At 36.0% G+C, this 13,154-nt stretch carries 11 protein-coding genes; 5 read left to right on the top strand and 6 right to left on the bottom strand.

The genetic code is table 11. The annotated features are described in order from the left end of the window. From LG651_RS05310 to LG651_RS05335, 6 genes are all read right to left on the bottom strand, one after another. On the bottom strand, positions 1–1,443 hold the full coding sequence (locus tag LG651_RS05310) for a SusD/RagB family nutrient-binding outer membrane lipoprotein (protein ID WP_226695117.1): 1,443 nt from the start codon (positions 1,441–1,443) through the stop codon (positions 1–3). A gap of 10 nt (positions 1,444–1,453) precedes the next feature. Further along, positions 1,454–4,648, bottom strand: a complete 3,195-nt coding sequence (locus LG651_RS05315; protein ID WP_226695118.1) for a SusC/RagA family TonB-linked outer membrane protein — start codon at positions 4,646–4,648, stop codon at positions 1,454–1,456. Between the two features lie 78 nt (positions 4,649–4,726). Next, positions 4,727–5,407: a DUF2064 domain-containing protein gene (locus LG651_RS05320; protein ID WP_226695119.1), complete on the bottom strand. Its 681-nt coding sequence runs from the start codon at positions 5,405–5,407 to the stop codon at positions 4,727–4,729. A gap of 5 nt (positions 5,408–5,412) precedes the next feature. Continuing rightward, positions 5,413–6,465 carry an arsenosugar biosynthesis radical SAM (seleno)protein ArsS gene (gene arsS, locus LG651_RS05325; RefSeq protein WP_226695120.1) on the bottom strand — a complete coding sequence of 351 codons (1,053 nt, stop codon included), beginning with the start codon at positions 6,463–6,465 and terminating at the stop codon, positions 5,413–5,415. A gap of 52 nt (positions 6,466–6,517) precedes the next feature. After that, the gene (locus LG651_RS05330; protein WP_044631025.1) at positions 6,518–6,853 is read right to left on the bottom strand and encodes an arsenosugar biosynthesis-associated peroxidase-like protein; all 336 of its coding nucleotides are present in this window, start codon (positions 6,851–6,853) and stop codon (positions 6,518–6,520) included. A gap of 136 nt (positions 6,854–6,989) precedes the next feature. Further along, positions 6,990–8,132, bottom strand: a complete 1,143-nt coding sequence (locus LG651_RS05335) for an acyl-CoA dehydrogenase (RefSeq protein ID WP_226695600.1) — start codon at positions 8,130–8,132, stop codon at positions 6,990–6,992. Positions 8,133–8,432: 300 nt separating this feature from the next. Between LG651_RS05335 and LG651_RS05340 the strand changes: the two genes are divergently transcribed. From LG651_RS05340 to LG651_RS05360, 5 genes are read left to right on the top strand one after another with little or no spacing between them, the layout of a single operon-like run. Further along, entirely contained in the window at positions 8,433–9,659 is a 1,227-nt protein-coding gene (locus LG651_RS05340) for a Glu/Leu/Phe/Val dehydrogenase dimerization domain-containing protein (RefSeq protein WP_226695121.1), read from the top strand. A gap of 10 nt (positions 9,660–9,669) precedes the next feature. Continuing rightward, positions 9,670–11,142, top strand: a complete 1,473-nt coding sequence (nhaB, locus tag LG651_RS05345) for a sodium/proton antiporter NhaB (protein WP_226695122.1) — start codon at positions 9,670–9,672, stop codon at positions 11,140–11,142. A gap of 45 nt (positions 11,143–11,187) precedes the next feature. Continuing rightward, complete coding sequence (locus LG651_RS05350; RefSeq protein WP_226695123.1) at positions 11,188–11,880, top strand: MotA/TolQ/ExbB proton channel family protein; 693 nt, start codon at positions 11,188–11,190, stop codon at positions 11,878–11,880. Position 11,881: 1 nt separating this feature from the next. Then, positions 11,882–12,274 carry an ExbD/TolR family protein gene (locus LG651_RS05355; protein WP_226695124.1) on the top strand — a complete coding sequence of 131 codons (393 nt, stop codon included), beginning with the start codon at positions 11,882–11,884 and terminating at the stop codon, positions 12,272–12,274. A gap of 27 nt (positions 12,275–12,301) precedes the next feature. Continuing rightward, positions 12,302–13,153: an energy transducer TonB gene (locus LG651_RS05360; RefSeq protein ID WP_226695125.1), complete on the top strand. Its 852-nt coding sequence runs from the start codon at positions 12,302–12,304 to the stop codon at positions 13,151–13,153. Position 13,154: the final 1 nt, after the last annotated feature.

Genomic DNA, 13,154 nt, shown 5'->3' on the forward strand with positions numbered 1-13,154 from the left:
TTAATTATTCCACCAAACTGGCACATTAATACTATTGTCGTTAGTTGCAGATGCGGCTTCTGCATAATTTTCAGAATTTAAAGCTTCTTCTTCAGCAGGATACGGCATTCTTACCGGAATAAGGTTGTTGTTTAAACTTGCAGAAATAGTTTTTAATTCTGGGAAACCTGTGCGTCTATATTCTATCCAACCTTCGTAACCGTTAATTACATTTGCTATCCATTTTTGAGTAATAATTTGTTCTAATGGACTAGAATCAATGGCATTGTAAGCTGCGGTTCCGGTAAGGTAAGTTGCCGGTAATTCGGTGTTCCAGTATTCAAAAGCTAAAGCAACACCAGTTTCGTAAAGCGTTTGAGCATCTGCAGAAATGAGTTCTTTTTCGGCAGCCTCGGCTAAAGCAAAGTGTACTTCCCATGCAGTAATAAAATTAGCATCAAGTGTTGAGGTGTCTTCTCTAAAAGCGGTGCTTGCTAAGGAGTAATCGGCTAAAGCAATAGAGGTTGAAGAAGCATCAATACCGTTTAAAAGTCCGTTGAAAGCATTGGAATCTGAATTCGAAAAAGGTCTAAATAAACTGCTTAATCTAGGGTCGTTAAGGTTGTTTAAAATGTCTTCCATGGTTTCAGATAATACAAAATTATTAAAATCACCAACTCTAAGTTGTGCCAACCTAAAGCTATTTGGATCGGTGTTTGTAAAGTTGAAAATAGCATTTTCGGCGTTTGTAATGATGTAATTAGCTTCATCAAAAATCGTTTGTAATTCTGCTGAAACATCTGTTTTTCCGGAAATACGAACCAGGTGTTTTATTTTTAGGGCATTTGCAAACTTTATCCAAGATTGAAGATTGCCGTTAAACAAAATATCGCCTTCCAGTGGAATAACATCGCTGTAAGCTTCAATAGCAGCAATGCCTTTGTTTAAATTATCTAAGATGCCGTTTTCGTTTAGGTAGATTGCTTCTTGCGTATCGTAGGCTGGGGTTACAGTGCCTTCAACGCCATTAAAAGCTTCAAAATAGGGCACATCGCCAAATAAATCGGTTAATCCTGCGGCCATATAAGCTTTTAATATAAGTGCAGGACCTTCGTAAACTGCATAGGTTTCTATGGCTCTCGATTGGTTTAAAATAATTTCGTTATCTCTTAAATTAGTGTAAAACACAGGCCATGGATTACCACCTAGTTGAGGTGATTTTAAATCGTGGCGATCAAAAAGATTAAAATCTAAAGCCGTTCTGTGTTGTGCTAACAAATCTCCGGCTACAAAACCTTCGTAGCTCATGTTTTCACCAAAGTTGTAAATTACTTGTCGTAATAGTAAACTTGGTTGAACTGTGCTTGGGGCGTTTGGGTTGGTGTTAATTTCCTCAAAGTTTTTAGTGCAACTGGTAATTACCAAAACACAAAACACGGAAAATATATATTGTAAAATTTTCATTGTTGATAATTTAAAAGTTAAATCCGGCTTTAAAACCAATACTTCTTGTAGTTGCATAACTCATATCTTCTACACCATTTACAAAGCCGTTACCTTGTACAGCAAGTTGCTCGGGATCGAAATGTGGGTTTTCGGTTATTGCAAAAAGGTTGTTGCCCACTAAGCTTAGTTTTATATCCATACCATCTTTTAGCCCAAAAAAGCCATTGTTTAAGTTAAACGTATAACCAACGGCAAATTGCCTCAATTTTAAAAATGAAGCGTCGTAAACATTGTTTTCTTCATGGTTACGATCGTAAAACTGGCGGTAATAACTTTCGGCGGTAATAGCAACTGTATTTGGTTCGCCAGTGTTTATATTTACACCTTCTGCTATAATGCCTTCTGTTGGCCTGTAGCTGGTTTCGGCAAGTTGACCGCCAACATTACCAAGAGCGCTTGTTCGCGATACTATTTCGCCACCTTGTCTCCAATCGAATAGAAAATTAAGGTTCCAATTTTTATAGGTGAAATTGTTATTCCAACCAAGTGTGAAATCAGGATTATAGTTGCCTAATTTCTTTAGGTTGTTATCGGCAATGTAATTACCGTTATCGTCTAGAACAAAATCGCCATCGTCGTTACGTTGGTAGCCTGTGCCGTAAAAATCGCCAATACGTCCGCCTTCTTCAACTTGAAACCAAACGGTTTGGTTTGCACTGTCGTAAATTCTACTGTATGCTAGGGTTAGTCTACCATCCGCTTGCGGTAAATCTTGAATTACAGATCGGTTCGATGCAAAATTTAGAGTGCTATTCCAACTAAAATTATCGTTTTGAATGGGTGAGAAGCCCAGAATAATTTCAACACCTTGTGTGTTTACTTTTCCGCCGTTAACCACTTGCTGATTGTAACCAGACGAGATAGCAATAGGTAATGAAATAATCTGGTCGGTAGTTGTGGCATTGTAATAGGTAAAATCGAATCGTAACTTATTATTTAAAAATCGTAAATCGGTACCTAATTCGTACGACGTAATTTGTTCCGGTTTTAAGTTAGAATTTGCAATAAAATCTTGGTTGCTAAATGTTGGTTGACTATCGAAAGGGGTTTGCGATACAAAGGCACTAGAGGTTTGGTATGCGCTAGTGTCGTTACCAACTTGAGCAATACTGGCTCTAAATTTAGCGAAAGAAATAGCTTCTGGAAACTCAAAAATATTCGATAAAATTAAACCTGAGGAAATAGAAGGATAGAAAAAGGAGCTATTATCGGCCGAAAATGGTGTTGCCAATGCACTCGACCAATCGTTTCGTGCTGTAATATCTAAAAATAGAAAATCTTTATATCCTAATTTTGCAATTCCGTAAAGCGAGTTTATTCGTTTTTCGCTTTTAAATTGAAAGACCTCAATAGGTGAAGCTGCGTTATTTAAGTTGAAAATTCCGGGTTGTGCTAAACTTACCGTTTGCGATTGTTTGTTAGATGCGGTTTGATTTAAACGATTACCACCAAAATAAACATCGACCGAAACATCACTAAAATTATTTTTATAGTTGAGTAAAAAATCGGTGTTTACTTCCCTAAACATGACATCGTGTTCGGCATAAGCACCATTTTGAAAACGATTACTACTATAGGCACGACGTAATGTTCTGGTTTCACTGCTATAATCTAAACCAGAACGAACGGTGAGGCTTAATTTTGGTGTGATATTTTGTTTTAAAGCTAGGTTACCAAAAACTCTATCGCGATTAAAAGCGTTGGTGTTTTCGTTAAGGATAAAATACGGATTATCGAAAAATGTATAGTTAAACGAATATTGTTGAACATCTTCCAGCCCCGGTTGCCAGTAATTTTTAAGGTTGTTAATATTTAACGATCGTGGTCCCCAAGCCACTAAAGAGTAATTGGCATTTTCGCTACCATAGCCATTCGATGGTCTGTTGTCGCTACTAGAATTAATATAACTTATTGCGGCGTTAACCTCGGTTTTTTCGGTTGGTTTAAAGTTGAGCTTTGTGTTAATAGTTTGTCTATCTAAATTAACACCAGGAATAATAGCTTCACTTCTTAAATCGGTGAAAGACAGTCTGTAATTGCCTGTTTCGAATCCATTAGCAATAGATAGATTATTTATAGTTGTAATTCCTGTTTGATAAAAATCTTTTAAATTATCGGGGTTAGAAACAAAGGGTGTTGCTGTAATATCTAAACCAGAATATAATGCGGTATCGCCACCACGCACAACCGAGCCGTTTGCAAGTTGCACAGGACTATCGAATTGCGGAATAAGCAAGCCGCTGTCTAAACGTGGTCCCCAAGAATAGGTAATGTTGTCGTTAATACCACCACCAAGACCATCAACATATTCAAATTGTCCAGAGTTTCCTTGTCCGTAACTATTTTGAAAATCGGGTAGTTTAAAAGCGGTGTCAACAAAAATGGACGTGTTGTAGCTAATGCCAAGTCCTTTAGCATTGCTTCCGTTTTTGGTTTCAATAACAATGACACCATTTGATGCTCTTGTGCCATAAAGCGCCGCAGCACTTGGTCCTTTTAATACGGTAACCGATGAAATATCGTCTGGATTTACCTCCATGGCGCCATTTCCAAAGTCAATTTCTTGAAAACCAGCGGCAGCTTCGTTAGTAAAGTTAAAAACAGTTTCGTTATTAATAGGGACGCCATCGACCACAAAAAGCGGATTGTTGTTTGAAAACGATGCCTCGCCTCGTATAGTAATTTTAGACGACGAACCCACGCCGGTTGCCCCTTGAGTAACGGTTACGCCAGCAAGTTTACCTTGTAAATTATCAAGAAAATTTACCGTTTTTACTGTGGTTAGTTTTTTAGAACTTATGGCTTGTACAGCGTAACCTAATTCTTTGGTGTCGCGCTCTAAACCTAAAGCAGTAACAACAACTTCGTCGAGAGCCGAAGAATCTTCTAAAAAAGATATATTAATTGTTGTTTGTTCGCCAACAATAACCGTTTCAGTTTTATATCCTAAAAACGAAAAAATAAGTTGGTCTTGTTTGTTAGAAACGATGATGCTGTACGTGCCATCATCATTAGTTGTTGTTCCTTTTCCGCTAGAACTTATAATATTCGCGAACGGAACTGGTTCTTTAGTGTTGGCATCTGTAACTATGCCAGAAACAGTAATTTGTGCATTGCCAAAAATACACAGCATCGTAATAATGCAAGTGTAAAAGTACTTCATATGTTGTTTCCACAAATGTGGATTATTGTTATTTTTTTAATTTGAATTTATGTGGTTTTTAATTGTTTTAGAAATCGTTTAGTTGGAAAGAATAATAGGAGAACCTTTGTTAAACAGTTTGCTTACACCGAATAAACTGTGGTGCATTTTGTTTGGTGAGAAGATATGTTTTGTAAGCGTTAAGAGCTTAGAAAATAATCGTTTTAAAGATTTTGGTAATGGTCTAGATGATTTTAAGGCAAGTATAATATCTTCTGAAGAATCAATATCAGATAATGGCTCTAAAAGTGAAAACTCCAGATTTCTCGATGTTAAATCACCAATAAAATTTTGCTTTAGTGTTTTAGTTTCCCAAGGTAAAGCCGCAAAGGATTCTTTGTTAAAATCGTTTTTATTAAAACTCATTAAATAAAAGCCACCATCTGTTGAGGGGCCTAAAACACAAGATTTATTTTGAAGACGACTTGAAGCTGTTTTAAGAATTCTGGTATTTATATGCGGAATATCGCTGCCAATGGTGATAATATTTTGAAAGCCTTTTTCAAAAACTGAAGCAATAGCATTCGAAAAGCGCTCTCCAAAACTTAAACCGTTTTGTAAACTTTCTGGAAAATGAAAATATGGCAGCCCGGTTTTTTGTACAGTTTTAAGTGTTTTGGCCTCAATAATATTAAAAAACTCCGCAGAAGTTATCACTTTATTGTGTAATATCTTTTTTGCAGAGTTAGTAAAAATTAATATGGCCGTTCCTTGTTTCATCTATATTAAGCTACGCTTCCTTGGCAACTGCTTCCTGCTCCAGCAGTACAACCGTAACAGTGTTGCGAAATTACAATATTTCTTCCTTCTAGTAGTTCTTCGTTATATTCTGATATATGTTTGACTTTACTATTTACTGGCAACGCTAACATTTGATTAAAATCGCAATCGTACAAATAACCATCCCAACTTATGGAAAGAGTATTAGTGCACATAACATTTGCAACAGCAGAAGGGTTGTAAGCTTCGACGAGTTGATACATGTATTCTTCGTAATTTTCGGAAGCAATAAGAAAGTCTAAAAATCGAGCTATTGGTAAATTGGTTATGGCAAACAAGTTATGAAATTGAATGCTAAAGTCTTCCATTAAAGCCTTTTTAAAATCTTTTTCCATTGAAGCTTGGTCGCCAGGTAAAAATGCACCCGACGGATTGTAAACCAAATCTAATCGTAAATCGCTACCAGGCATACCATAACCTACGGCATTAAGTTCTTGCAATGCTTTAATAGATTTGTCGAAAACGCCATTACCGCGTTGTTTGTCGGTTTTTCCACGAGTCCAGTGCGGCATAGAACTTACAACATGAACATTATGCTTCTTAAAAAACTCGGGTAAATCGTAATATTTTTTGTTAGCTCTTATTATGGTTAAGTTAGAACGCACAATAAAATCTTTAATTCCGGCTTTGGCAGCTTCTTCTACAAACCATCTAAAATCAGGATTCATTTCTGGGGCACCTCCTGTTAAATCTAAAGTATGCGCACCTGTATTTTTAATAACGTTTAGGCATTGCTGCATAGTTTCGCGCGTCATTATTTCCTTTCGGTCTGGACCAGCATCAACGTGGCAATGGTCGCAAACTTGGTTGCACATATAGCCAACATTAATTTGTAATATTTCTAGTTTTTTTGCTTTTAAAGGAAACTGATTGGTTTCGGCAATCTTTTTTTTAAATGTAGGTAGTTCACCACTTTTAAAAATGCCATTGGATAAAATTTCTAACTGCCTGTTGCTTTTTGCTAAGTCGCTTTCTCGTTTTTTTAAGGATTTTAACATCTTTTGTTTTTAAATACAATAGTTACGATAAATCGTTAGGGGCGGTTTTATTTTATCCGTCTAACTTATTTACCTTATTCATCATTTGTACACCATGAACAAGGGTTGCGCCACTTTTTATGGCAGCACCAACATGTATGGCTTCCATCATTTCTTCTTTGGTTACCCCGCGTTGTAAACCGTCTTTTGTGTAAGCATCAATACAATACGGGCATTGTTCGGTATGTGCAACAGCTAAAGCGATAAGCGATTTTTCGCGAGCTGTTAAAGCGCCTTCTTCGAATACTTTTCCGTAGTACTCGAAAAATTTGTTGCCAAGTTCCTCGCTCCAATCGGTAATTTTTCCAAATTTTCTTAAATCTGCAGGGTCGTAATAAGTTTTTGACATTTTCGAAATATTTTTTACTAAATATAAAAATGTATATGACAATAGGTCGTAATGTTTAAAAATTCTTAACAAAAAAGGTTCGATTTTATATCGAACCTTTTTTATTTTATTGTTGTTTAAGTATTTATGAGTTGAGTTAATTTCGTAATAAACTTCTGGAGATTACAATTTTTTGAATTTCGCTAGTGCCTTCGTAAATCTGGGTGATTTTAGCATCGCGCATTAATCGTTCTACATGGTATTCTTTTACAAAACCATTACCACCATGAATTTGCACAGCTTCAACTGTATGTTCCATAGCCACTTTGCTGGCGTATAATTTAGCCATGGCACTCGAGGTGTCGTAGTTTTCACCTTGGTCTTTATCGAAAGCCGATTTCATAACTAACATTCTTGCGGCTTCAATATCGGTATACATATCGGCCAATTTAAAAGCAATGGCTTGATGATTGCTTATTTCGGTGCCAAAAGCTTTACGTTCCTTGCTGTATTTTAATGCTAATTCGTAAGCCCCAGAAGCTATGCCTAAAGCTTGAGCCGCAATACCAATGCGCCCTCCAGATAATGTTTTCATGGCAAATTTAAATCCGAAACCATCATCTCCAATCCTATTTTCTTTAGGGACTTTTACATCGTTAAACTGTAGTGTGTGTGTATCGCTTCCGCGAATTCCTAGCTTGTCTTCTTTTGGACCAACATGGAAGCCTTCCATGCTTTTTTCAACAATAAACACATTAATTCCTTTGTGGCCTTTGTCTTTATCGGTTTGGGCAATAACTAAATAAATATCGGCTCTTCCGCCATTTGTAATCCAGTTTTTAGTGCCGTTTATTACGTAATGGTCACCATGATCTATGGCGGTTGTTTTTTGCGAAGTCGCATCGCTTCCAGCTTCTGGCTCGCTTAAACAAAAGGCGCCAACAAACTCTCCTGTAGCTAGTTTGGTTAAGTATTTTTGTTTTTGTGCCTCGGTGCCATAAGCTTCTAACCCGTAACAAACCAACGAGTTGTTTACCGAAACAATTACAGAAGCAGAAGCATCTATTTTAGATAATTCTTCCATAATTAATACGTACGAAATGGTGTCCATACCACTTCCGCCATATTTTGGGTCTACCATGATGCCCAAAAAACCTAGGTTGCCCATTTTTTTTACTAATTCGGTTGGGAACTCTTGTTTGTTGTCTCGTTCTATAACTCCTGGTAGTAACTCGGTTTGTGCAAAATCGCGAGCAGCATCGCGAATTAATTTATGTTCTTCGGTAAGTTCAAAATTCATTTTTCTTAATAATTCGTTTAGTTTAGTAAGGATTTTTTTCAAATATAGTTTTTTGGTGTGAATTTATCAATTGGAATGTTGTTTTAAATAGATTTTTAGCGAAGTGGAAAAACTGCGGATTTTTAAAAATTCACCTCTCTTAAAAATAACACAAAATTAATCTTAAAGATTTTTAGTTTTTTATATTTGTTACCTTACAATAAAATGGTTTTGTTATGACGCAACTTTAGCTATAATTTATTTTCACTTTAGTCTTCCCCGAATGTAAATTTTAGTTTAAACTAAGTCATAATTTTAACAATGAAAGCATTACTTAAAAAGTACGAGAATAAAGAACCTGAAATCGTTTTTAACTGGAAAGACGCCGAAACCGAAGCCGAAGGATGGGTGGTGATAAACTCTTTACGAGGTGGAGCAGCTGGTGGAGGAACGCGCATGCGGTTGGGGCTAGATGTTAATGAAGTTTTATCGTTAGCAAAAACCATGGAAATTAAATTTACGGTTTCAGGTCCTTCAATTGGAGGCGCAAAATCGGGCATAAATTTTAATCCGCAAGACCCAAGAAAAAAAGGTGTTTTAGAGCGCTGGTATAAAGTGGTGTCGCCATTGCTAAAAAGTTATTATGGAACAGGTGGCGATTTAAATGTAGATGAAATTCACGAAGTTATTCCAATAACCGAAGAAAGTGGTGTTTGGCATCCGCAAGAAGGTGTTTTTAACGGCCATTTTAAACCTACCGAAGCCGATAAAATTAATCGAATTGGTCAATTACGTCATGGTGTTATAAAAGTTATTGAAAATCCAGAATTCTCTCCAAATGTAACTAGAAAGTATACGGTAGCCGATATGATAACTGGTTATGGCGTTGCAGAAGCTGTAAAACAGTATTATAATATTTATGGCGGAAGTATATCTGGTAAACGAGCTGTAGTTCAGGGGTTTGGAAATGTGGGTTCGTCAGCGGCTTTTTATTTGTCGCAGATGGGAGCTAAAATTGTTGGTATTATTGATGTAGTTGGTGGTTTAATAAACGAAGATGGATTTTCCTTTGAAGAAATTACAAATCTATTTTTAAATAAATCGGGAAATACATTAAATGCTGAAAATTTAATACCTTTCGACGAAATTAATGAGAAAATTTGGGGATTAAATACTGAAATTTTTGCACCTTGTGCAGCATCTCGATTAATTACAAAAAAGCAAATAGATACAATGATAAATAGTGGGTTAGAAGTAGTTTCTTGTGGAGCAAATGTGCCGTTTGCCGATAAGGAAATTTTCTTTGGCCCTATTATGGAATATACCGACGATCGCGTAAGTTTAATTCCGGACTTTATTTCAAATTGCGGTATGGCTAGAGTTTTTGCCTATTTTATGGAGCGAAAAGTGCAAATGACCGACGAGGCTATTTTTAGCGATACTTCAAAAATTATTAATTCAGCTTTACAGAATATTCACAATAAAAATAAATTAAAATCAAAAATAAGTGCAACAGCTTTCGAAATTGCACTAAACCAACTTATTTAAATTTTTCACTATGTTAAAATATTTTTTAGGAAGTAGTCCAAAGTGGTTTAAGTTAACCATGATTAGTTTTTTAATTTTCAATGTATTTTCGTTTTATGTTTTGGGTAAAACGGTAACCTCTTGGTTATTCATTGCCGAGTTTATATTTACTTTGGCAATGGCGTTAAAATGTTATCCGTTGCAATCAGGTGGTTTATTAGCTATCGAGGTGGTAGCCCTTGGTTTAACCACGCCTCATAATGCTTATCATGAAGTGGATCAAAACCTTGAAGTTGTTTTACTTTTAGTGTTTATGGTAGCTGGTATTTACTTTATGAAACCGTTATTGATGTTTATTTTTAGTAAAGTTTTTACTAAAATAAAGTCAAAATTAGTATTGTCGCTATTATTTGTGTTTTTATCGGCTATACTTTCAGCCTTTTTAGATGCTTTAACTGTTACAGCTGTTTTAATTAGCGTAGCGGTTGGTTTTTATGCAGTTTATCATAAAATACATTCTGGAGAATCCGATTTCGATAAAAGTGGAGTAAAAGATAAAAAAGAGTTGAGCGGCGAAACCTTAGAGCAATTCCGTAGTTTTTTACGTAGTTTAATAATGCATGGTGTTGTTGGTACTGCTCTTGGAGGTGTGTGTACGCTTGTTGGCGAACCGCAAAACTTACTGATTGGTGAACGTATGGGATGGGATTTTATTCAGTTTTTCCTTCAAATGGCTCCAATAACAATCCCAGTGTTATTTGCAGGGTTATTAACCACCGTAGTTTTAGAGCTTACAGGAACCTTTGGGTTTGGTGCAAAATTACCTCCAGTAGTTGGAGATATTATTGAAAATTATACGAATGAGCAAGACGCTAATAGATCAGATAAACAAAAATATGCATTAATAGTTCAAGGGGTTGCGGCAGTATTGTTAATTATTGGATTAGCCTTACATATTGCGCCAGTAGGTTTTATTGGATTAGCATTAATTATTTTTCAAACGGCGTTTATTGGTATTATTGACGAGCATCAATTGGGACATGCGTTCGAAGAAGCATTACCATTTACAGGCTTACTAGTGGTTTTCTTTGTAATCGTAGCCATGATTCATGACCAACACTTGTTTAGTCCAATAATACATTGGGCTTTAGAGCAGGATCCGGCATCGCAACCAGGTTTATTTTACATTGCTAACGGTGTTTTATCGGCAATAAGTGATAACGTATTTGTTGCTACCGTTTATATTGGGGAAGTACAAGAAGCATTTAAAAGTGGAGCTATAGATAGAGCACATTTCGAGAAATTAGCTATTGCAATAAATACAGGTACAAATTTACCTAGTGTAGCAACGCCAAATGGACAAGCAGCGTTTTTATTTTTATTAACATCGGCTTTAGCGCCATTAATTAATTTATCGTATGGTAAAATGGTAAAAATGGCTTTGCCTTATACTATTGTTTTAGGCGGATTAGGATATTTAATGGTAAAATTTGTTCTAGTATAATTTTATTAATAATTTTCCGTTACCAAATTAAGTAATTTATAACCTATGATTATACAAGAAGTTCAAGAAGGTGCAGAAGCACTAACAGATGGTGAATCGGTAGAGAAAACCCTCTCGATTATAGAATTAATAAGTAGTGGAGGCGTTGGTGGCCAAATAATTATAGCTATTTTGTTTTTACTTTTAGTAGCGGCAATTTATATTTATTTTGAACGCATTTTCGCAATAAAGGCGGCATCAAATGTCGATGCTAATTTTATGAATCAAATTAAAGACCATGTAAGTAATGGTAAAATTGATTCTGCTCAAATGCTCTGTGCACAAGTAAACACTCCAGTTTCCCGTTTAATCGCAAAAGGAATTTCTAGAATCGGTAAACCCTTGGCCGATATTAATACGGCCATCGAAAATGCGGGAAGATTAGAGATTTACGGTCTCGAAAAGAATGTGAGTATCTTAGCAACCATTTCTGGTGCAGCTCCAATGATTGGGTTTTTAGGTACAGTAACGGGTATGATTCTTGCCATTTTTGAATTGGCTAACGCTGGAGGAACCATAGAAATGGACGTGCTTGCAGGTGGTTTGTATACAGCCATGACAACTACGGTTGCAGGTTTAATTGTGGGTATTGTAGCCTACATGGCTTACAACCATTTAGTGGTTAGAACAGATAAGGTTGTTTATCAAATGGAGGCAAATTCTTTAGAGTTTTTAGACCTGTTAAACGAACCAACATAGTATGAATTTTAGAAGTAGAAATAAAGTAACACCAGAATTCAATATGTCTTCTATGACAGATATTGTATTCTTGTTACTTATCTTTTTTATGATTGCTTCAACTTTGGTTACCACAAATGCTATTGATATCGTATTACCAAAAGCCAGTGGTAAAACAGAAAATAAACGATCTGTTGCTGTAAGTATTAAAAAAGATTTAACATACTACATAGATCAAAAACGTGTAGGCGAGAGCGTTCTTGAAAATCAGTTGTTATCTATATTGTCCAGTCAAGAACAACCAACAATTGTATTAAGAGCTGAAAAATCGGTACCTGTTGAAAATGTGGTTAAGGTGATGGATATTGCGAATCGAAATAAATTTAAAGTTATTTTAGCCGTACAACCTAATTAATGGGTTTTAAATACGATAGATAAAAGTATGAAGTACTTTAGAACAAAACATGAACGCAATTCTGCAAAATTAACAGCTTTAATTACTGTTATTTTGTTGTTATTATTGTTTGTTGTTGGTACTACTTATGAAGATCCGCCAGAAGAATATGGTGTAGCTGTAAATTTTGGAACAAGTAATTTTGGTAGTGGTACAGTACAGCCAAAAGAACCTATTAAATCGGTACCAAAAGAAATAAATGAGCCGCCACAACCCGATGTTTCAAAATCTGAACCAGCAGCAGCACCTTCGGAAGTTAAAGAAAATGTTTTAACGGCAGATAATGCTGAAGAAATTGCAATTAAAAAGCAAAAAGAAGCTCAGGCAAAAGCAAAGGCCGAGGCCGAAGCAAAAGCTAAAGCTGAGGCAGACCGTATAGCTAAAGAAAAGCGCGAGCAGGAAGAAAAGAAGAGAAAACTTGATGCTTTAATTGGAGGCGTTAGTAAATCGGAAGGAACCAGTTCTGGTAGTGAAGGGGACGATAACAAAGTTGGGGATAAAGGCCAGTTAGATGGTAACCCTTATGCTCCTAGTTATTTTGGCGGACAAGGTACTGGAAGCGGAGGTGTTGGGTATGGATTAAATGGACGCGGAAGAGCAACGTTTAAAACTCAAAAACAAGATTGTAATGAGTCGGGTAGAGTTGTTGTTAAAATAATAGTTAACCAAAATGGTAATGTAATTTCTGCTGAGCCTGGAGTAAAAGGAACTACAAATACGGCAGCTTGTTTATTAAAACCAGCCAAAGAAATTGCGCTATCTCACAAATGGCCTTCGGATTCTAAAGCACCAGCAAAACAAATAGGCTTTGTTACTGTAAACTTTAAATTAGGACAGTAAT

This window comes from Neotamlana sargassicola, from assembly GCF_020523965.1.
Lineage (GTDB): Bacteria > Bacteroidota > Bacteroidia > Flavobacteriales > Flavobacteriaceae > Neotamlana > Neotamlana sargassicola.